General features: G+C 59.1%; 19 protein-coding genes. 11 read left to right on the top strand and 8 right to left on the bottom strand.

Features of this window, described 5'->3' with window-relative positions; all coding sequences use genetic code 11:
* Nucleotides 1-62 precede the first annotated feature (62 nt).
* From AC4ANK_RS02245 to AC4ANK_RS02255, 3 genes are read right to left on the bottom strand one after another with little or no spacing between them, the layout of a single operon-like run.
* On the bottom strand, nucleotides 63-2,123 hold the full coding sequence (locus AC4ANK_RS02245; RefSeq protein WP_002555685.1) for a GGDEF domain-containing protein: 2,061 nt from the start codon (nucleotides 2,121-2,123) through the stop codon (nucleotides 63-65).
* On the bottom strand, nucleotides 2,120-2,995 hold the full coding sequence (locus AC4ANK_RS02250; protein ID WP_002555686.1) for an endonuclease/exonuclease/phosphatase family protein: 876 nt from the start codon (nucleotides 2,993-2,995) through the stop codon (nucleotides 2,120-2,122). The genes AC4ANK_RS02245 and AC4ANK_RS02250 overlap by 4 nt, the downstream gene beginning before the upstream one ends.
* Before the next feature lie 9 nt (nucleotides 2,996-3,004).
* Nucleotides 3,005-3,649, bottom strand: a complete 645-nt coding sequence (locus AC4ANK_RS02255; protein WP_002555687.1) for a thiol:disulfide interchange protein DsbA/DsbL — start codon at nucleotides 3,647-3,649, stop codon at nucleotides 3,005-3,007.
* Between the two features lie 294 nt (nucleotides 3,650-3,943).
* Between AC4ANK_RS02255 and yihA the strand changes: the two genes are divergently transcribed.
* Nucleotides 3,944-4,579, top strand: coding sequence for a ribosome biogenesis GTP-binding protein YihA/YsxC (gene yihA / locus AC4ANK_RS02260; RefSeq protein ID WP_044320891.1), 636 nt, complete (start codon nucleotides 3,944-3,946; stop codon nucleotides 4,577-4,579).
* Between the two features lie 241 nt (nucleotides 4,580-4,820).
* On the opposite strand, the gene polA is transcribed toward yihA, so the two are convergent.
* Nucleotides 4,821-7,586 carry a DNA polymerase I gene (gene polA / locus AC4ANK_RS02265; protein ID WP_460384117.1) on the bottom strand — a complete coding sequence of 922 codons (2,766 nt, stop codon included), beginning with the start codon at nucleotides 7,584-7,586 and terminating at the stop codon, nucleotides 4,821-4,823.
* Between the two features lie 74 nt (nucleotides 7,587-7,660).
* On the opposite strand from polA, the gene AC4ANK_RS02270 reads away from it, so the two are divergent.
* Both AC4ANK_RS02270 and AC4ANK_RS02275 read left to right on the top strand, forming a co-directional pair.
* Entirely contained in the window at nucleotides 7,661-7,948 is a 288-nt protein-coding gene (locus AC4ANK_RS02270) for a DUF2782 domain-containing protein (protein WP_002555689.1), read from the top strand.
* Between the two features lie 36 nt (nucleotides 7,949-7,984).
* Nucleotides 7,985-8,935, top strand: a complete 951-nt coding sequence (locus tag AC4ANK_RS02275; protein ID WP_002555690.1) for a homoserine kinase — start codon at nucleotides 7,985-7,987, stop codon at nucleotides 8,933-8,935.
* A 249-nt stretch (nucleotides 8,936-9,184) separates the two neighbouring features.
* Here the strand turns inward: AC4ANK_RS02275 and znuA are convergent, their stop codons facing one another.
* Nucleotides 9,185-10,126: a zinc ABC transporter substrate-binding protein ZnuA gene (gene znuA / locus AC4ANK_RS02280; protein ID WP_002551452.1), complete on the bottom strand. Its 942-nt coding sequence runs from the start codon at nucleotides 10,124-10,126 to the stop codon at nucleotides 9,185-9,187.
* A gap of 67 nt (nucleotides 10,127-10,193) precedes the next feature.
* On the opposite strand from znuA, the gene AC4ANK_RS02285 reads away from it, so the two are divergent.
* From AC4ANK_RS02285 to AC4ANK_RS02300, 4 genes are read left to right on the top strand one after another with little or no spacing between them, the layout of a single operon-like run.
* Nucleotides 10,194-10,676 carry a Fur family transcriptional regulator gene (locus tag AC4ANK_RS02285; protein WP_002551451.1) on the top strand — a complete coding sequence of 161 codons (483 nt, stop codon included), beginning with the start codon at nucleotides 10,194-10,196 and terminating at the stop codon, nucleotides 10,674-10,676.
* Nucleotides 10,676-11,473, top strand: coding sequence for a zinc ABC transporter ATP-binding protein ZnuC (znuC, locus tag AC4ANK_RS02290; RefSeq protein ID WP_460385117.1), 798 nt, complete (start codon nucleotides 10,676-10,678; stop codon nucleotides 11,471-11,473). The genes AC4ANK_RS02285 and znuC overlap by 1 nt, the downstream gene beginning before the upstream one ends.
* Complete coding sequence (gene znuB / locus AC4ANK_RS02295) at nucleotides 11,466-12,254, top strand: zinc ABC transporter permease subunit ZnuB (protein WP_002551449.1); 789 nt, start codon at nucleotides 11,466-11,468, stop codon at nucleotides 12,252-12,254. Before znuC ends, znuB begins: the two co-directional genes overlap by 8 nt.
* A gap of 38 nt (nucleotides 12,255-12,292) precedes the next feature.
* Nucleotides 12,293-13,009, top strand: coding sequence for a PA5502 family lipoprotein (locus tag AC4ANK_RS02300; protein WP_002551448.1), 717 nt, complete (start codon nucleotides 12,293-12,295; stop codon nucleotides 13,007-13,009).
* Between the two features lie 121 nt (nucleotides 13,010-13,130).
* Here the strand turns inward: AC4ANK_RS02300 and katE are convergent, their stop codons facing one another.
* On the bottom strand, nucleotides 13,131-15,281 hold the full coding sequence (gene katE / locus AC4ANK_RS02305) for a catalase HPII (RefSeq protein ID WP_002551539.1): 2,151 nt from the start codon (nucleotides 15,279-15,281) through the stop codon (nucleotides 13,131-13,133).
* A gap of 306 nt (nucleotides 15,282-15,587) precedes the next feature.
* Here katE and AC4ANK_RS02310 point away from each other — a divergent pair, with 306 nt between their 5' ends.
* Genes AC4ANK_RS02310 through AC4ANK_RS02320 form a run of 3 tightly spaced genes read left to right on the top strand, consistent with a single transcriptional unit; the run spans nucleotide 15,588 to nucleotide 18,092 of the window.
* Nucleotides 15,588-16,595 (top strand): methionine ABC transporter ATP-binding protein, encoded by a 1,008-nt coding sequence (locus AC4ANK_RS02310; RefSeq protein ID WP_002551540.1) that lies wholly within the window; start codon nucleotides 15,588-15,590, stop codon nucleotides 16,593-16,595.
* Nucleotides 16,595-17,269: a methionine ABC transporter permease gene (locus tag AC4ANK_RS02315; protein WP_002551541.1), complete on the top strand. Its 675-nt coding sequence runs from the start codon at nucleotides 16,595-16,597 to the stop codon at nucleotides 17,267-17,269. The genes AC4ANK_RS02310 and AC4ANK_RS02315 overlap by 1 nt, the downstream gene beginning before the upstream one ends.
* A 49-nt stretch (nucleotides 17,270-17,318) precedes the next feature.
* Nucleotides 17,319-18,092: a MetQ/NlpA family ABC transporter substrate-binding protein gene (locus AC4ANK_RS02320; RefSeq protein ID WP_002551542.1), complete on the top strand. Its 774-nt coding sequence runs from the start codon at nucleotides 17,319-17,321 to the stop codon at nucleotides 18,090-18,092.
* A gap of 234 nt (nucleotides 18,093-18,326) precedes the next feature.
* Here the strand turns inward: AC4ANK_RS02320 and AC4ANK_RS02325 are convergent, their stop codons facing one another.
* Both AC4ANK_RS02325 and AC4ANK_RS02330 read right to left on the bottom strand, forming a co-directional pair.
* A complete protein-coding gene (locus tag AC4ANK_RS02325; RefSeq protein ID WP_002551543.1) occupies nucleotides 18,327-18,959 on the bottom strand; it encodes an SCO family protein in 633 nt (210 codons plus the stop codon).
* A gap of 63 nt (nucleotides 18,960-19,022) precedes the next feature.
* Entirely contained in the window at nucleotides 19,023-19,511 is a 489-nt protein-coding gene (locus tag AC4ANK_RS02330; protein ID WP_002551544.1) for a cytochrome c oxidase assembly protein, read from the bottom strand.
* A gap of 269 nt (nucleotides 19,512-19,780) precedes the next feature.
* On the opposite strand from AC4ANK_RS02330, the gene AC4ANK_RS02335 reads away from it, so the two are divergent.
* Nucleotides 19,781-20,431 (top strand): hypothetical protein, encoded by a 651-nt coding sequence (locus tag AC4ANK_RS02335; RefSeq protein WP_002551545.1) that lies wholly within the window; start codon nucleotides 19,781-19,783, stop codon nucleotides 20,429-20,431.
* Nucleotides 20,432-20,522: the final 91 nt, after the last annotated feature.

Raw genomic sequence — 20,522 nt, forward strand, 5'->3', positions numbered from 1 at the left:
ATAACAACATGCGTGCAAATAGCTTCGGCATTGACGTGCTCGTTCAGGTCAAAATGTTTCAGTCAGCCTTGTTCGACCCTGTTTCGGCCATTTTCCTTGGCCTTGTACAGCGCCTGATCGGCGCGCTTGATCGCAGTGTCACTGCGTTCAGCCGTTCGAAAAGCCGTCACTCCAATGGACACTGTAATCGTCACGCGTTCGCCCTTGAAGTGAAACGGACATGACTCCACCGCCGTGCGCAGTTCGTCGAGCAGTGTCAGACCGGTGCCGGGAGGTGTAGCAGGCAACAGCATGACAAATTCCTCACCGCCAAACCGGGCGAGGAAATCGTCGCTGCGCAGGCGTTTCCTGAAAACGTTGGCGACGATCTTCAGCACTTTATCGCCTGCCAGGTGGCCATATCCGTCATTGATTCGCTTGAAGTGGTCCAGGTCCAGAATGCACACCAGCAGGCTGTTTTTCTCGTGTTGCCACTTGCTCATCTCCTGTTCGAGGCGCTCGCCCCAGGCTGCGCGATTGGGCAGGCCGGTGAGCGGGTCGATCAAGGCCTTTTGGCGCTGTTCTTCCAGGTGAGTCCTGAAACCCAGCGCTTCCTGCTCCATGCTTGCAACGCGGGCCGAAAGGCCTTGCAGCCGCGAGGCAACTTCCCGCTCGCGTGCGTCACGCTTGAGCTGGTAGTGGTCCATGGTGCTGAGCAAGCCTTCAAAGCGGTTGTCGAGCACCTGCTTGAGACTGGTCAGGTCGGAAGCGTCCTGAACGCTGATTTGCAGGCCGCCTACCTGTTCGCGCAACTGCTCGTTCAGGTCGCGGGCTGTGGACTGATCCTCGGCATGATCTTCACTGGCAGCCTGCAAATGGCTCTGAAACGATTCGAGCCGCTCATTGAGTTGTTTGAGGTAGGTGCTGAATTCCTGTTGGCCGCCGTTGTTGATTGCCAGCATCAGAACTGCCAGATCGTCGAGGATCGGTAGCAGTTCGTACCAGTTGAGCCCATGTTTCAAGCGTAACTGCATGTCCTCGACCTGCGGGCGGAAGTGCTCCGACAAGGTCAGGTCATCGAGCAGGCCCAGCAGGGTTTCCTCAATGTGTGCCGCCACCGAGCTGTAGCTGGGTTCTGGCGAGGAGGGCAGCGAATAACCCTCTTCGCCTTCTACCATTTCGGTTTCTGATTCGGCATCCTCTTGCGGCTGTTCCAGTGCCTGGATTATTGGCACAGGCCTTTGCTGGTAGGGCACTGACGGAACGGGGCCCAGCAGGTCAGTGAAATCGATAGGCTCGACAGGGACAACCGCAGGTTCGGTGACTGTTTCGGCCAGGGCTGGAGCAAGGGCTGCTGCGGCTGGCGATGGCACAGGTGTTTCAGGTGCCGTAACGATAGCGGTTTCGGCTTCTGAAACCTTTGGCGGCAGTGTGTGTGCGTCCTTTGTCTTCTGGTTGACGATGTCGGGGGCAATGGCAGCTTCTACTTCCGCTGCGGCAACGTCTATCGGCGCTTGAGCGTTCGCGGCCTCAGGTTGCACGTGCGTCTCATGCGTTTCCTGAGCAGAAGGGGCGTTTTCGGGGTGGGCAGCCTCGGGAGGGCGCTCATTGCCATGTTCGTCCCGTGAACCGAACAAACGCTGCAGAAGCCCTTGGCGTGGGCCCTCTTCGTGCTTTTCGAGCAGGGTCAGGGCCTGGCCCTGCAAACCACTCAACTCGCTGAGCAGCAAAGGCAGCTCGCGCGCCTGCGATGCACGTTCTTCAAGGTCCTTGGCAAAGCGCTTGAGTGGCTTGCGTACCTCTCGTGGCAACGGTAGCGCTTGCAGTTGTGCAACCAGTGCGGTCAGTGCCGAGCCAATTTGCCCGACCCGTACTTCACGGCGATGCTCGGAGTCCAGTACGGCTTTTTCGAGGCGCGGAATCAAGGCTGCCAGACCGGCGTCCATATCGTCCTTGCGGACAATTTCGCGCATTTCCTTCATGCATTCATCGACGGCGCGGTCAGAGCCTTCTGCTGCCAGGCTGCTGCGCACCAGACCGCGGCGCAGCAAGTCGAGCCGCGCATCCCAGCGCTTTTCGAGCTTATCCTGTTGCTCGATTCCCTTGAGGTACTTCTCTTTCCAACGCTCCGCGTCGTCGCTCATGCAAGGCTTCCACCGGAGGGCACAGGCAGTGAGTCCCCACGCAGTGAGTCTGGCAGGCGAATCTCGACAGCAACCGGCAGGTGGTCGGAAATGGGCTGCGCCAGTACCTGTACGCGTTCAAGCGTGAGGGTCGGGCTGAGCAGAATGTGGTCAAGGCAGCGTTGTGGTCGCCAGCTTGGAAAGGTCGCTTCGATTTGCGGTGCCAAAAGGCCCAGATCGCGTAGCGGCGAGTGCTCCAGCAGGTCATTGGCGTGGGTATTCATGTCGCCCATCAGAACCTGATGGCGATAACCGCCGATCAGGTCGCGAATGTAAGCCAGTTGCCGGGTTCTGGTACGAGTGCCCAGAGCCAGGTGCATCATGACCACCACCAGCGCATCTTCGCCTTCGCCGAAGCGGACAAGAATTGCCCCGCGCCCGGCCGGACCCGGCAGCGGATGATCCTCGATCTTGGTCGGGCGCAAGCGACTCAGCACACCATTGCTGTGCTGGGCGAGGCGACCGAGATTGCGATTGAGCTGTTGATACCAGTACGGAAAGCCACCCAGTTGAGCAAGGTGCTCGACCTGATTGACGAAGCCGGATCGCATGCTGCCGCCATCGACTTCCTGCAACGCCACCAGATCGAAATCGTTGATCAGATCGCCGATTTTCTGCAGGTTGCCTGCCCTGCCGCCATGTGGCAGCAGATGCTGCCAGCTGCGCGTCAGGTAGTGGTGGTAGCGTTGGGTACTGATACCCACCTGGATATTGAAACTGAGCAAACGCAGCCTGCCGTCTTCCGGCAGGCCGTTTTGCGTCAGATGATGTTCGTTGACCTGCGGATCATGCAGGCCAACGATACGGGTGCTGCCCTTGCCCCAGCGGCGCATGGCGGGCGCTTACTTGGCGGCTGTAGCAGCCGCTCGCTCTTTGGCAATCAATTGATCGGCAACTTCCAGAGTCTTTTCCGGACCTCCGGCAGAACCCAGGTCAAAGCGGTACTTGCCATTGACGATCATGGTCGGAACGCCAGTCACCTCATACTTCTTGGCCAGTTCCTTGTACTGGGCGATCTTGCCCTTGACTGCGAAAGAGTCGAACGTTTTCAGGAAGTCTTCCTTGTTCACGCCCTGTGTGGCGACGAAGTCAGCCATGTCATTCTTGTCGGTCAGACGCTTGCCGCCTTTCTGGATGGCTTCGAATACGGCCGCGTGAACCTTGTGCTCGACGCCCATGGTGTCGAGGGTGATGAACAGCTGGCCGTGTGCATCCCACGGGCCGCCGAACATGGCAGGGATGCGTACGAACTTGACGTCGGACGGCAGTTTTTCAATCCACGGATTGATCGTTGGCTCGAACGCGTAGCAGTGCGGGCAGCCATACCAGAACAGCTCGACGACTTCGATCTTGCCTGGCTCGGCAACAGGCACAGCGCTCGCCAGCTCGACGTATTGCTTGCCCGCCTCGATGGGCGTGGCAGCCTGGGCGGACATACCGAACAGACTGGCGGCAACCAGAGCGGCGCTGATGATCAGATTACGCATGCTTTACTCCTGAGCAGATTGAATCGCCTTCAAGCGACGGTGGTTTCGACCGAACGCGAAAGCCTGAGTTCGTTAGTGTAACGCTGAGGTTGTAAAAATGGGCGACCACGGACGGCCTTTTTGCATAAGGAGTGAAGCAGGTCATGTCTGAATGTTCCAGCCGCCAGCCAGAGCGGCCCGATACAGTGCCAGTGTGGGCCGGGGGGCAGGTGTGTCATTATATGCCTACGCATCCAAACGAAACCGACACCTCTTGCCGCTCGCTTTGCAGGCAGGGCCTTCACCGGAAATCACATGCAACTCAAAAACCCCATCCTCGGTCTGTGCCAACAGGCCACGTTCATGCTCAGCGCCGCCAAGGTCGACCAATGCCCCGACGACGAAGGGTTTGAAGTCGCTTTTGCCGGTCGTTCCAATGCAGGCAAATCGAGCGCGCTGAACACGCTGACCCATGCCAGCCTGGCGCGCACCTCCAAGACGCCGGGGCGCACTCAACTGCTGAACTTCTTCGGGCTGGATGAAAATCGACGTCTGGTCGACTTGCCGGGCTACGGCTACGCCAAAGTGCCTATCCCGCTCAAACTGCACTGGCAGCGCCACCTGGAAGCCTATCTGGGCAGCCGCGAAAGCCTGAAGGGTCTGATCCTGATGATGGATATCCGTCATCCAATGACCGACTTCGACCTGTTGATGCTGGACTGGGCCATCGCCAGCAACATGCCGATGCACATTCTGCTGACCAAGGCCGACAAGCTGACCTATGGCGCTGCGAAGAACACGCTGCTCAAGGTTCAGGCCGAAATTCGCAAAGGCTGGGGCGATGCAGTGAGCATCCAGTTGTTCTCGGCTCCCAAGCGCATGGGGCTGGAAGAGGCTTACACCGTGCTGGCCGACTGGATGGAACTGGAAGACAAGGCACCTGCGGAGTAAATCGCAGGCAAAAAAGACCCCGGACTTCGCATGGGGAGGGGGAAGTTCCGGGGCTTAAGGTCCAGACCTTAGGGTGGGATCTGGATAACTGCCAACACTTAACACAACTAGGAGCACGATCGATTTTTCAACCAATCGAGACCTCTGACTCCTGTCCAAACGGTTAAGTTCCAGCAATGAAGAAAAGTTCACATTTCCTACAATTTTTGACGAACCTGCTGACAGGTTCGCCCTTTCAGAGTCAGTGCGCCTCGTCCCAGTTGTTGCCGACCCCGACTTCCACCAGCAGCGGCACTGCCAATTCTGCTGCGCCACTCATGTGTGGGCGGATCTGTTCACTGATCTGATCGACCAGGTCTTCGCGCACCTCCAGCACCAGTTCGTCATGCACCTGCAGAATGATCCGCGCATCCAGACCGGATTCTTCCAGCCAGCCATTCACGGCCACCATGGCTTTCTTGATGATGTCCGCCGCAGTGCCTTGCATCGGCGCGTTGATCGCCATGCGTTCGGCACCTTTGCGCAGGGACTGGTTCTTGGCGTTGATGTCCGGCAAGTACAGGCGACGGCCGAAAATGGTCTCGACAAAACCCTGCTCGGCGGCCTGAGCACGTGTGCGCTCCATGTAATCCAGCACGCCGGGGTAGCGGGCGAAGTAACGGTCGACATAAGCCTGTGACTGCTTGCGGTCCACGCCAATCTGTTTGGCCAGGCCAAACGCGCTCATGCCGTAGATCAGGCCGAAGTTGATCGCTTTGGCGCTGCGGCGCATGTCCGTGGTGACGTTTTCCAGCTCGACGCCGAAGACTTCCGCTGCCGTCGCGCGGTGAACGTCCAGGTCGTTGCGGAAGGCATGCAGCAAGCCTTCGTCCTGTGCCAGATGCGCCATGATGCGCAGTTCGATCTGCGAATAGTCTGCCGCCAGCAGCTTGTAGCCCTTGGGGGCCACGAACGCCTGACGGATGCGTCGGCCTTCAGCAGTACGGATCGGGATGTTCTGCAGGTTCGGATCGCTGGATGACAAGCGCCCGGTCACCGCCACTGCCTGGTGATAGGAGGTGTGAATGCGTCCGGTGCGCGGGTTGATCTGCTCCGGCAGGCGGTCGGTGTAAGTGCTCTTGAGCTTGCTCATCGAGCGGTATTGCATCAGTACCTTGGGCAGCGGGAAGTCCTGCTCGGCGAGTTCGGCCAGCACGGCCTCGGCAGTCGATGCCTGGCCGGTGGCGGTCTTGCTGAGGATCGGCATACCGAGCTTTTCGTAGAGAATCACGCCGAGCTGCTTGGGCGAGCCCAGGTTGAACTCTTCACCGGCAATGGCAAAGGCTTCGCGCTCCAGCGCGGTCATCTTGTCGCCCAGTTCGACGCTCTGGATGCCCAGCAGGTTGGCATCGACCAGTGCGCCCTGGCGTTCGATGCCTGCAAGGACGGGCACCAGCGGCATCTCGATGTCGTTCAAGACCGGCTGCAAGGTTGGAATTGCGGCCAGACGCGCTTCGAATACTTCATGCAGGCGCAGGGTCAGGTCGGCTTCTTCGGCAGCATAATTACCAGCCTGCTCGATGGCGATCTGGTCGAAGGTCAGCTGCTTGGCACCTTTGCCGGCGATCTCCTGGAAGTTGATCGGCGTGTGCGTCAGGTACTTGGCCACCAGGCTGTCGCGGTCGTGGCGGGTGGCGGTGGAGTCCAGAACGTAGGACTCCAGAATGGTGTCGAACCTGACGCCCTGCAGGTCGATGCCTTGGGTCTGATCGCCGTCGAGCGCGCAGTTGGCAAGCAGGTTGATAGCGAACTTGGCGTGTTGACCGACCTTGGTTTTATCCGGGTCTTCAAGCAGCGGCTTGAGCGCCTTGAGTACTGTGTCGCGGTCCAGTTGCTGCGGCACCCCCATGTAGGAGTGGGTCAGCGGAATGTAGGCGGCTTCATGGGTTTGAATGGCAAAAGACAAACCTACCAGTTGCGCGCGCTGGGCGTCGGTGCCGTTGCTCTGGGTCACGAAGGCGAACAGCGGCGCGGCGTTGAGTTTCTTCAGCCACGCGTCGAACTGGCTCTGCTCGAGAATGACTTCATAGGCGGCTTCTTTTGCCTCGACGGTTGGCTCTTCGACGGCCAGTTCCTGCCCGGCGCGTTTGGCATCACGTTGCAGGTCTTCGATCCAGCTTTTGAATTCCAGCTCGGCGTACAGCTCCATCAATTTGTCGCGGTCCGGCTCGCCGCAATGCAGCTGGTCCAGTTCGATGTCCAGTGGCACGTCGATCTTGATAGTTGCCAGTTCATAGGACAGGAAGGCCATCGCACGATGCTCTTCAAGCTTGGCCGCCAGGGTCTTGGCCCCACGAATAGGCAGGGTCGCGACCGTTTCGAGGCGTTCGTAAAGCTCCTTGATTCCGCCGCCCACGCCAACCAGCAAGCCGACGGCAGTCTTTTCGCCGACGCCGGGGACGCCAGGTATGTTGTCGACCTTGTCGCCCATCAGTGCGAGGTAGTCGATGATGTGCTCCGGACCGACGCCGAACTTCTCTTTCACGCCAGCCACGTCCAGCACGCTGCCGGTCATGGTGTTGACCAGGGTGATGTGTCCGTCGACCAGTTGCGCCATGTCCTTGTCACCTGTGGAGATGATCACCGGACGGTCCGCCGCTGCGCTGCTGCGCGCCAGGGTGCCGATCACGTCGTCTGCTTCAACGCCTTCCACGCATAGCAGCGGATAGCCCATGCCCTTGACGCAAGCATGCAGCAGATCGACCTGCACGCGCAGGTCATCCGGCATGCTGGGCCGATTGGCTTTGTAATCGGTATACAGCGCGTCGCGGAAAGTCCCGCCCTTGGCATCGAAGACCACCGCAAACGGGCTGTCCGGGTACTGGCGACGCAGGCTTTTGAGCATGTTGAGCACGCCTTTGACGGCGCCCGTCGGCAATCCTTTGGACGTGGTCAGTGGTGGCAGTGCGTGGAAGGCGCGATAGAGGTAAGAGGAACCGTCTATCAGGACGAGCGGCGCTTGGGTCATGAGCAGAATCAACCTTTTCGGCGGGGCCGGCGCTAGAATGCGCGGACCATTGACGACAAAGGGACAAGGTTATCATGTGCAAGGTAAATCGACTGATATTGACCGGCCTGTTGGCATTTTGTCCTTTGCTCGCAGTTTCAGCAGGGGACCCACCTTCGGCTGCACCGGACGTTACTATCCGCACCGACGGGGACAAAACCATTCAGGAATACCGCCAGAACGGCTTTCTGTATGCTGTGAAGATTACCCCCAAACACGGCAAGCCCTATTTTCTGGTGCGATCCGATGGTACAAGTCCCAATTTTATCCGTTCGGACCAACCGGACATGCTGATCCCGGAGTGGAAAATATTCGAATGGTAGCCACCTACATTCACTTTAATTGCTGGCAGTTCTGACATGTCCGTTTTTACCCCGTTGGCCCGGCCCGAGCTGGAAGCATTTCTCGCCCCTTATGGGCTCGGCCGTTTGCTTGACTATCAGGGCATTGCCGCCGGTAGCGAAAACACCAACTACTTCATCAGTCTGGAGCAGGGCGAATTCGTTCTGACGCTGGTCGAACGCGGCCCGGTGCAGGAGATGCCATTCTTCATCGAGCTGCTCGACGTGCTGCACGATGCCGATTTGCCGGTGCCGTACGCATTGCGCACCACCGACGGTGAGGCCCTGCGGCAATTGGCGGACAAACCGGCGCTTCTGCAGCCACGTTTGCCAGGCAAGCACATCAGCGAGCCCAATACCCAGCACTGCGTGCAGATTGGCGAGCTATTGGCCAACCTGCATCTGGCGACCCGTGAGCAGGTGCTGGAGCGCAAGACCGATCGAGGTCTGGACTGGATGCTGAGTGAGGGGCGCAATTTTCTGTCGCATCTGGGCGAAACCCAGCGAGCCTTGCTGGAAAAGAGCCTTCAAGAGATCGAAGACTTCAAGCCACAGATCATGGCGTTGCCGCGCGCCAACCTGCACGCGGACCTGTTTCGTGACAACGTGTTGTTTGAAGGCACGCACCTGACCGGGCTGATCGACTTCTATAACGCCTGTTCCGGGCCGATGCTCTACGACCTGGCGATTGCCCTCAATGACTGGTGCTCGCGTGAAAACGGCCAGCTCGATGCCGTCCGTGCTCGTGCGCTGCTGGGGGCTTATGCAGGTTTGCGACCATTCACTGCGGCGGAGTCGAAGCTCTGGACGACTATGTTGCGCATCGCCTGCGTGCGTTTCTGGCTGTCACGTTTGATCGCCGCCGAAACCTTCGCCGGTCAGGACGTGCTGATTCATGACCCTGCGGAGTTCGAGCGCCGCCTGGCCGAGCGCCAGGAAGCGCACATTGCGTTGCCGTTTGCGCTCTGAGACCAGGCCTGTCTCCGCGCGTCTGAACCAGTCGGACGGTTGACTCTCGTTCCCATGCTCCGCGTGGGAATGCAGTGCGTGACGCTCCGCGTCGCAAGAGGACGCGAAGCGTCCAGACCGGCATGCCCACGCGGAGCATGGGCACGATAGTGTTATCCCTGACGACTATCGTTCCTCACGCTCCAGCGTGGGAATGCAGTGCGTGACGCTCTGCGTCACACAGCAGTGCTGCTATGTGGGCGGTGGCAGTCAGAGACTGCTCAGGCAACCTGCCAAATCATCCGCCAGCTTTTGCAGGACTTGCTCGTAACCCTGAGCGGTGGCCGGGGTGTAGCCGCCCAGTCCATCCAGCTCCGCCAGCTTGACCGGCAGGCCTGCGCTCAAGGTTTCAGCCAGACGCGGGCGCAGTGGTGGTTCACTGAATACGCAGGTCTTGCCGGCAGCTTTCAGGCGTTCGCGCATGGCGGCGACGTGCTGGGCGCCGGGCTGGATCTCGGCGGCGATGGCGAATACCCCGGCGTGTTTGAGCCCGTAAGCCTCTTCGAAATAATCGAACGCCTCGTGGAAGACGAAGTAAGGCTTGCCTGCCACTGCACTGACCCGACCCTTGATACGAGCATCCAGCGCGTCAAGGCGTTTGCTGAATGCGGCAGCGTTACTCGCATAACGAGCTGCATTGGCAGGGTCGGCGGCGCTCAGGTCTGTGGCCATTTTCGCGGCAATCACCCGAGCATTGACGGTCGACAGCCACAGGTGTGAATCCAGGCTGCCGGGCCGGTGATCATGATCATGTTCGTCTGAATCGTTGTCGTGATCATGTTCGTGGTCATCATGCGAGGCATTGTCCTGGCCAAAGTGACGCAAGTGCATGCCCGGCAGCGTCTGTACGGCAACTGCAGGCAGTTTGCGGCCCTGAAGGACGCGCGGCAGGAAAGCTTCCATGTCCGGGCCGATCCAGTAGAGCAACTCTACTTCCTGCACGCGCCGTACGTCGGATGGGCGCAGCGCGTAATTATGAGGTGAGGCACCCGGTGGCAACAGCACTTGCGGTGTACCAACGCCATCCTGCACAGCCGCTGCAATCAGCTGCAATGGCTTGATACTGGTCAGCACCCGGACCTCGGCCTGAACAGGGGAAATGACCAGCAGACTGACCCACAAAACAGCAACAAGATTTAAAAGACGGCGCACTCGAATCACTCATATAAGCCAGGAACAGGTAACATAATAACGTCTCTAGCCAATATCGTCGCTGCTCATGCCCAATACTCCCCTGGCCAGTCGCCCCCATGACCACTCTCACTGCGTGCATTCGGCACTCGCCGAAGCGGACGCCCTGTGCGCCAAACAGGGGCTGCGCCTGACCACCTTGCGCCGTCGCGTGCTGGAACTGGTCTGGCAAAGCCACAAGCCGCTGGGTGCCTACGACATCCTTGCAGTGCTGAGTGATGAAGACGGTCGCCGCGCTGCGCCGCCAACCGTTTATCGTGCACTGGATTTCCTGCTGGAAAACGGTCTGGTGCACCGCATCGCCTCACTCAACGCGTTCACCGGCTGCAATCACCCCACTCATGCGCATCAGGGGCAGTTTCTGATTTGCCGCCTGTGTCACGCGGCGATCGAGCTGCAGCACCCAGCCATCAGCAATGCCGTCATCGATGCCGCTGCAGGCGTTGGCTTCGCGGTCGAAGGCCAGACGGTCGAGATCGTGGGTGTATGCGCCGGCTGCAAGGCGGCTTGATGACGGATGCATTGATACGTCTGGAGCAGGTCGCTGTAACGCTGTCCGGGCAAAGCGTTCTGGACAACATCCAGTTGAGCGTCAAGCCCGGCGAAGTCGTTACGCTGATCGGCCCTAACGGCGCTGGCAAGACCACGCTGGTGCGTGCAGTGCTGGGGCTGCTCAAGCCCGACTCCGGAACCGTCTGGCGCAAGCCGAAGCTGCGTGTCGGTTACATGCCGCAAAAACTGCATGTGGATCAGACGCTGCCGCTGTCGGTGCTGCGCTTTTTGCGTCTGGTGCCCGGTGTGGACCGCATGGCTGCAGAGTCGGCCCTGGAAGAAGTCGGGGCCGAGAAGGTCATCGATAGCCCGATTCAAGGTATTTCCGGTGGCGAGATGCAGCGCGTTCTGCTGGCCCGAGCCTTGTTGCGCAAGCCTGAATTGCTGGTGCTCGATGAGCCGGTGCAGGGTGTCGACGTGGCAGGTCAGGCCGAGCTGTACGGCCTTATTACCCGGTTGCGCGACCGCCACCAGTGCGGCGTGCTGATGGTGTCTCATGATTTGCATCTGGTCATGAGCACGACCGATCAGGTGGTCTGTCTGAACCGCCATGTTTGCTGCTCCGGGCATCCCGAGCAGGTCAGCCATGATCCGGCGTTTGTCGAGCTGTTCGGCAAAAATGCGCAAAGCCTGGCGATCTATCACCACCATCACGACCACGCCCACGATCTGCATGGCGCTGTGGTGAATGATGCCCCGGCGACTTCCTCACCTACCCACACTCATGTTCACGGAGACCACTGCAAGCATGGCTGATTTTTTACTGTATGCCTTGCTCGCAGGCGTTGCGCTGGCCGTGGTTGCTGGCCCGCTGGGGTCGTTCGTGGTCTGGCGGCGCATGGCGTACTTCGGCGATACGCTTTCCCACGCAGCATTGCTCGGTGTGGCGCTTGGCTTCCTGCTGGATATCAGCCCGACCATTGCAGTGACGGTCGGCTGCCTGCTGCTGGCGGTGCTGCTGGTCACGCTGCAACAGCGCCAGCCGCTGGCCTCGGACACACTGCTGGGGATCCTCGCGCCGAGCACGCTGTCGCTCGGCCTGGTGGTGCTCAGCTTCATGCATGAAGTGCGTATCGACCTGATGGCTTATCTGTTTGGTGACCTGCTTGCCATCAGCCCGGCTGATCTGACCTGGATCCTGGGCGGCAGCGCGCTGGTGCTGGTATTGATTGTTGCGCTGTGGCGCCCGCTGCTGGCAATCACCGTGCATGAAGAGCTGGCGCGGGTCGAAGGTCTGCCCGTCGCGGCATTGCGCATGGTGCTGATGCTGCTGATCGCCGTGGTGATCGCTGTGGCGATGAAGATCGTCGGCGTTCTGCTGATCACGTCGCTGCTGATCATTCCCGCCGCTGCGGCGCAGCGTCACGCCCGCTCGCCGGAGCAGATGGCGCTGGGTGCAAGCCTGTTAGGCGTGATAGCGGTGTGTGTCGGGCTATCATTGTCATGGTTCAAGGACACCCCGGCAGGACCGTCTATAGTGGTATCCGCTGCAGCGTTGTTTTTGCTCAGCTTTGTTCTACCCAGGCGAGCGGTGTAGACTTGCTCGTTTTTTGCGCAAACTAGAGAATCGCAGGAATGAAGCCGTTCGCCCCACGCTATCTGCTGCTTGTCGCATTTTCCATCCTGCTGGGTGCCTGCCAGAGTGCGCCCACTGCCGAGACGCCTGCCTCCGACGTTCAGCCTGACGCGTTCGCTCAGCTTGAGCAGAACATCGTCAGCAATGAGCTGGCGACGGCCGAGGATCAACTGGCCGCGTTGCAGGCCGCCAATCCTGCCGATATTCGCCTCGAGCCTTTTCAGCGTCGTCTGGCCGAAGCCTATCTGAGTCGCAGCCAGATCAGCCTGCAGAAGGGTGATATGAATGCGGCGGCCAACGCACTCACTCGTGCGCGCGCGCTGATGCCCAAGGCACCGGCACTGACCAGTGGCGTCAACGGCGCTATCGCTCATGCGCGCAAGGCCGAGCTGGAGAAAGCCGAAGCTGATTTGAAGGCGGCCGAAGCCAGAAGGGTTGCCAAGCTCATCGATCCGTCGGCAGAAAGCACGAAAATTGAACTCAAGATCGGCGATATGCGTGCATTGCGTCGTCAACTGGACGATATCGCAGCGGATACCGTAGCGTTCAACTGTGAAGTGCTGATGGTAGTGCCGCGCACCGAAGACTATCCGTGGCTGGCCACGTTGCTGACCAAACGGGTGGTCAAGGCCAATCCGGATTTCGAGCTGCAATTGCGTCGCCAGATCGAGCGCAATGAAAAAGCGCAGATCATTCTGACGCCAGCGAAGTCCTGAGTCGATTCTTCAAAGCGGACGCAGAGCGTCCAGAACTGCATTCCCACGCGGAGCGTGAGGGGCGAGAAGGTTCAGAAAGGCGCTCCCACGCCGGAGCGTGGGAGCGATCTAGCACGTCAGATCAAGCCGGAACAGCCTTGGCTTTCACTTCACGATCCCATACACGGTGCTGAGCAATCGCGTTGAAGAACGCTTTGAACGATTTGCTATCGGATACCTCCAGCAGGCCCGCATCTTCTTCCAGGCGTAGCAGGCTCAACAGCTCTTTGGCCTCCCCGGCAAAGGAGATGGCCTTGAGGTGCTTGTAGGCTTCCAGGATGAAGTGCAGTGCCACGCCGTCGCCTTTCAGCGCTTCGATCGAAGCCTTGCCACCCGGCACGAAGACTGCGTCGAACGCTACCGAAGGCAGGCCTTCAGCCGATGCGTCCACTGGCAGGCTCTGGCCGTCAGCGGTCTTGACCGGTGCGGAGGTCGGGCCCAATACCTTGGCGTGTGCGCCTTCGGCAGTCAGTGCAGCTTTCATGGCTTCGACCGCTTTGCCGTCCACGCCGTCTGCCACAAGAATGGCAACCTTGCGTGAAACGATATCGCCAGAAAGCAGGTTGACCTGGCTCAGCGCCGGCGACTCTTTTACCGAAGTCTGACGCACTGGCACGGTCCCGGCAGTCGGTGCTGGCAAGCCCAGATTGGCGGCTACGCGGCTGGCCAGTTCCAGGTCGATATTGGCCAGAATCTCGTTGACCTGACGGGCACGAATGTACTCGCGCTCGACCTTGCCCAACTCGAAGCTGTAGGCCGCGATGATGTGCTCTTTCTCGTGATGGCTCATGCTCTGGAAGAACAATGTAGCCTGCGAGAAGTGGTCGCCAAACGATTCGCTGCGCTCACGAACCTTGTGCGCTTCAACGCGCTCAGGGTAGGTCTCGAAGCCGCCATCTACAGGGCCGGCAGGGGTTTCTTTCGGCCAGCCGCCATCGATCGAGTTCGGCTCGTAGGAAGCGCGGCCCTTGTCGATAGTTGTGCGGTGCTGTGCGTCACGCTGACCGTTGTGGTTCGGCGCAATCGGACGGTTGATCGGGATTTCATGGAAGTTCGGCCCACCCAGACGGCTGATCTGCGTGTCGGTGTAGGAGAACAGGCGACCTTGCAGCAGCGGGTCATTGGAGAAGTCGATACCTGGCACGATGTGGCCCGGGCAGAAGGCAACCTGCTCGGTCTCGGCGAAATAGTTGTCCGGGTTACGGTTCAAGACCATCTTGCCCAGCGGAGTGACCGGTACCAGTTCTTCGGGAATGATCTTGGTCGGATCGAGCAGGTCGAAGTCGAACTTGTGCTCGTCTTCCTCGGCAACGATCTGCACGCCCAGTTCCCATTCCGGGTAGTCGCCCATCTCGATGGATTCCCACAGGTCGCGGCGGTGGAAATCGGTGTCCTTGCCAGCGAGCTTCTGCGCTTCGTCCCAGACCAGCGAGCACACGCCGAACTTGGGCTTCCAGTGAAACTTCACGAAGCTGGACTTACCTTCGGTGTTGATAAAGCGGAAGGTGTGGATACCAAAGCCCTGCATGGTGCGCAGGCTTTTCGGAATGGCACGGTCGGACATGGTCCACAGCACCATGTGTGCAGATTCCGGCACCAGCGAAACGAAGTCCCAGAAGGTGTCGTGAGCCGAGCCCCCGGTCGGGATTTCGTTATGCGGCTCTGGTTTTACCGCGTGCACGAAGTCAGGAAACTTGATGGCGTCCTGAATGAAAAAGATCGGCATGTTGTTGCCGACCAGATCGAAGTTGCCTTCTTCGGTGTAGAGCTTGACCGCAAAGCCACGCACGTCGCGCACGGTATCGCCCGAGCCGCGCGGGCCCTGAACGGTAGAGAAGCGCACGAACACCGGGGTCTTCTTGCCAGGATCACGCAGGAAGCCCGCTTTACTCAGCGCGCCATGGTCTTCATAGGTCTGGAAATAACCATGTGCCGCGGTGCCGCGGGCGTGAACGATACGCTCCGGAATGCGCTCATGGTCAAAGTGCGTGATTTTTTCACGCATGATGAAGTCTTCAAGCAGCGACGGGCCACGGCTGCCGACTTTCAGAGTGTTCTGGTTATCGGAAATCTTGACACCGTGATTGGTGCGCAGGGCCTGCTGGGTCGCGTCCGAGCGGAACTGCTCAAGGCTTTCCAGCTTCTCGTTGGTATTGCCACGGTCCAGGGTGTCGGTACCTGCCAATTCGCTCTTGGGCGTTGCGGTTACAGGTGGTGCGTTCTTGCTAGCCATCAGAGACTCCTTATCTCGCCCCAATCGTTGAGTTGGGTTCGCTGAATACGACTTCCCTGGCGTAAGCGGGAAATCACGGTATCCAAGAAGTGACCGAGGCCTAAAACAGCCGTTCCCTTTATTTGTCGCACATCTTTACCAACGGTCGCGTTATGCCCGTTGCGCAGGGCAGCCTGCAAATAAATGCTAAGCACAGCGGGCCGGACAGGCTAAAATGCGCGCCCGGCTTTATCCGGCCGAGGTAACGAAGCAGGTGGCGTCCTGCCACTGCGCTGATTTTTTAACGCGCCCCACAAGGTTCGCTCCGTGATCGAGTTTCATAACGTCCACAAAACCTATCGGGTGGCAGGCAAGGAAATACCGGCCCTGCACCCTACCAGCCTGCGCGTCGACGGCGGCCAGGTGTTCGGCATCATCGGCCATTCCGGCGCTGGCAAAAGTACCCTGCTGCGCCTGATCAACCGTCTGGAGACCCCGAGCGGTGGACAGATCGTGGTTGATGGTGAAGACGTCACGGCGCTTGATGCCAACGGCTTGCGCCGCTTCCGCCAACAAGTCGGGATGATCTTCCAGCACTTCAATCTGCTGGCCTCCAAAACCGTGGCCGATAATGTTGCGATGCCGCTGACGCTGGCCGGCGATATGCCCCGCAAGCAGATCGACCAGCGCGTGGCTGAGCTGCTGGAGCGGGTTGGATTGTCCGATCATGCGAAAAAATACCCGGCGCAATTGTCCGGCGGCCAGAAGCAGCGCGTCGGCATCGCCCGCGCCCTGGCCACCAAGCCGAAAATCCTGCTGTGCGATGAAGCCACCAGCGCGCTGGACCCGCAGACCACTGCGTCGGTTTTGCAATTGTTGGCCGAGATCAATCGCGAACTGAAGCTGACCATCGTGCTCATCACCCATGAAATGGACGTGATTCGTCGCGTCTGTGACCAGGTGGCGGTCATGGACGCTGGCGTGATTGTCGAGCAAGGCAAGGTCGCCGATGTGTTTCTGCATCCGCAGCACCCGACGACCAAGCGTTTTGTGCAGGAAGATGACCAGATCGATGAAAATGAACAGCGTGACGATTTCGCTCATGTTCAAGGCCGTATCGTGCGCCTGACCTTTCAGGGCGATGCGACGTATGCGCCTCTGCTGGGCACCGTGGCCCGCGAAACCGGCGTCGACTACAGCATCCTTGCCGGACGCATCGACCGCATCAAGGACACCCCTTATGGGCAGTTGACGCTGGCCATCACCGGCGGCGATATGGACGCTGCTTTTGCGCGCTTCACCGCCGCCGACGTTCATATGGAGGTGCTGCGCTGATGGACGCTTTTCTGAACCTGTTTTCCAATGTCGACTGGTACGAGATCTGGGGCGCCACCGGCGACACGTTGATCATGCTCGGTGTTTCGCTGGGCTTCACCATCCTGCTTGGCCTGCCGCTGGGTGTGCTGATGTTCCTCACTTCGCCGCGGCAGTTGCTGGAACACAAGCAGCTGTACGCCACGGTCGGGTTGATTGTGAACATGCTGCGTGCGTTGCCGTTCATCATCCTGCTGATCGTGATGATGCCGCTCACCGAAATCATTACCGGCACGTCACTGGGCATTCTCGGCACGTTGCCGCCGCTGATCGCTGGCGCCACGCCGTTCTTTGCGCGTCTGGTAGAGACAGCATTGCGCGAAGTGGATCGCGGCATCATCGAAGCCACGCAGGCCATGGGCGCGACGACTCGGCAGATCATCGTCAAGGCGCTGCTGCCTGAAGCGCGCCCCGGCATTCTGGCTGCAATCACTGTTACCGCCATTGCGCTGGTGTCGTTCACCGCCATGGCCGGTGCCGTGGGTGCTGGCGGGCTGGGCGATCTGGCCATCCGATATGGTTATCAACGCTTCCAGAACGATGTGATGTTCGTGACGGTCGTATTGTTGCTGGTGCTGGTGCAGATTCTGCAAACCATCGGCGACAGACTGGTCGCGCATTTCACACATCGTTGATCGAACCGTTGGTATCGGCCCGCCTGTGCGGGCCCAAAGGAGTTGTTGCATGAAAAAACTATTGGCCATATTCGCCGCTGTTACTGCCTTGTCCGCGCAGGCCAACGAAACCCTGACCGTCGCGGCCTCTGCCGTGCCGCACGCCGAGATTCTCGAGTTCGTCAAACCGACGCTGGCCAAAGAGGGCGTGGACTTGAACATCAAGGTGTTCAACGACTACATCCAGCCGAACGTACAGGTGTCGCAGAACCGTATGGACGCGAACTTCTTCCAGCACCAGCCGTATCTGGATGAGTTCAACAAGGGCAAGGGCACAGATCTGGTCGCAGTGGCCAAGGTTCACGTAGAGCCGTTCGGTGCGTACTCGGACAAGTTCAAGAAGCTGGAAGAACTGCCCAATGGTGCCAACGTTGCCCTGCCAAACGACGCCACCAATGAAGGCCGTGCCTTGCTGCTGCTGGCCAAGGCAGGTCTGATTACCTTGAAGGATCCGACCAATATCCTGTCCAAGCCTTCGGATGTCGTGAATAACCCGAAAGACCTCAAGTTCCGTGAGCTGGAAGCAGCTACGTTGCCGCGCGTACTGACTCAGGTCGATCTGGCGCTGATCAATACCAATTATGCCTTGAGCGCCAAGCTTGAGCCGACCAAGGACGCACTGATCATCGAAGGTGCCGATTCGCCCTACGCGAACATTCTGGTTGCCCGCCCGGACAACAAGGATTCAGACGCGATGAAAAAGCTGGTAGCGGCCCTGCAGAGTCCTGAAGTGAAAACCTTCCTGGCCGAGAAATACAAAGGCGCTGTGGTTCCGGCGTTCTGATCCGATTGTACCTTGCGGTTCTCGCGCCAGTGCTCTGCGTCCCTTGTGACGCAGAGCGTCGGGAACACCTTATCGCTCCCACGCTCTGTGCTCATAGTTATACAGGCGCGTCGTGGGAGCGAGCTTGCTCGCGAAGAGGCCGGTAAAGCCTTCAGAAAATAGAGCGTTTGGACCAAGTCGTCGTGAGCAATGCGGATCGCCGCCCCGGTTACTCCCGCAGGAATCTCACAGGCCCTAATCCCTTTCCAGCAGCCTCGGCAATTGCTTCACCAGCTTCTGATTGTTCAGCGGTGCGCGGATAAAGCCTCGCTGCGTACCATCCGGGCCGATCAAAGCCAGATTACCGCTGTGATCGACGAAGTAGTTCGCTTTGCTGGTGTCTGCGGGAATGAACGGAATGCTCACGGCATTGGCCAGTGTCTGGATATCAGCGACAGGCGCCGTCAGGCCGATGTACTGCGGGTCGAAGTAGCCCAGGTATTGCTTAAGCTGCTGCGGCGTGTCGCGTTCAGGGTCGACGCTGACCAGCACCACACGCATGCGCTCGACCACCTTTTCAGGCAGCTCGGTCCTGATCTGCTTTATCTGCGCCAGGGTAGTGGGGCAGATGTCCGGGCAGAAGGTGTAGCCGAAGAACATCAGCGTCCATTTGCCTTTCAAGTCATCAAGGGCCACCGCTGCGCCGTTCTGGTCCGACATGCTCAAGGCTGGCAACTGGCGACTTTTCGGTAGCAGCACAATACCTGCATCGTTAAGTGCCGCCTGACCCTCAGACCCGCTGCCCGGCAGCAACTGGCTGAGGATCAGGCCCAGAACGAGGGCAACAATGGCGGCAGCGATAAAAACGGTTTTCTGGATACGGGTCATGGCATCAACGCGGGTAGTGATCGGCATGCGGCCAGGGATGATGGCCTATATGGCTTCGAGCGCCTAGGGCGCAGTGACATCGAACAGCGTATAGGCCAGCGTCAGGCGTTTCACCTCTGCGGGCAGGTCGCGATCAACGATGAAGCGCACGGGCATCTCGATACGCTCACCCGGCTGTAAGGTCTGTTGGGTGAAGCAGAAACATTCGGTCTTGTGAAACCACTCTGCCGCCTTCCCCGGCGAAATGCCCGGTACAGCCTGGGCTTTCATCGGTTTGTCAGTAGGGTTCTGCGCCACGAAAATCATCTCGTTGACCGCACCAGGGTTGATTTGCATCTGGCTGGCGCGCGGGTAGAACGCCCAGACCATCCCGGCAGAGTTGGTAGCGGTGAACTGCACCTCGATCTGCCGCGAAGCGTCCTGGTCGCGGTTTCTGTCATGCCCGGTCAGCAAAGCATAGAGCGACGGCAATGCAAATCCGCAGATGAACATGATCACCAGCAAACAGATTAAACGCAGAGCAAGCCGCTTGGATAAAAGAGGCTGAGTCATGCCGGGCTCACTTTTTATGTCAGACAGCGTGTCGAAAGGGCTGCGGGCGGCTTCAGAGTAGCCTGCTTACATCAGCGCAAGGTGCCGTATTTATGCGCCAATGTAGGCAAATGGTCAGAAACTGAGCAAAAAACGCTTTGATATAGCCAATGCATATAAATGGGTTTCGGTTATAGCAAAAATGTCTTAGGCATTTAGTTAACCGAGCTAACGTATGACTCTCCATAACCGAACCACGGGGTTTAACGCCCTCAGGAGTCCCCACTGCCATGAACACCGCCGCATTGCGCGAGCAGATACAACTAGCCCATCAACATGAAGCCGAGACCGGCCACTTGCTGCAACAGTTGGAACAAAAGCTCCCACATCTTCATCCCGCCATTCACCTCCCGGATGTCGACGCGAAGGACGTGTTGACGCGTTTCGTCACTGCTTACATCGACTTGGTCCCCGACCTGCTGGACGCTGCTCACGAGGTCGCCGTAGAAGCCGGTATCGAAGGGCAGATTAAACCGGTACTGAAAATCGCGGAGCATTTTTTCGCAGCACCCCCTTCCATCATGGACGGACATGAAGGGCTGGAAAGCCTGTTGGACGAGGCCTATCTGGCACACAGACTGGTCGAGGAGGTGAACGATCTGTACATCAAGCATTTTGGTCAGCCGCTGATACCGTCAAATACCACGGTTGCCAGCGTGATTGCCCACCAGTTGATCGGCGAGCAATTTGCCAACCAGCTGGACGAGGCGGTTCACCATGCCGTCGACAAGCTGCTTGATGATGAAAGTTTCGCGCTGGACTCTGTCGAGGCCTACCGCGAAAAACTGACCAGTCCTGATACAGGGGCAGCGTGGAAGCGCTGGCCAAGCCTGTCACGACAATTGGGTATCGGCCTGGAGCTGGAACGCTCCGTCATCTGATTCAGAGGCCCGAATCAATGTCTTCGCCCGCAATGGAAGGAGCCGGATATCGCTCCGCTGCTACGCGAAGACCCATCCGGCTCCTATCGTC

This window comes from Pseudomonas sp. Pmew2, from assembly GCF_058129885.1.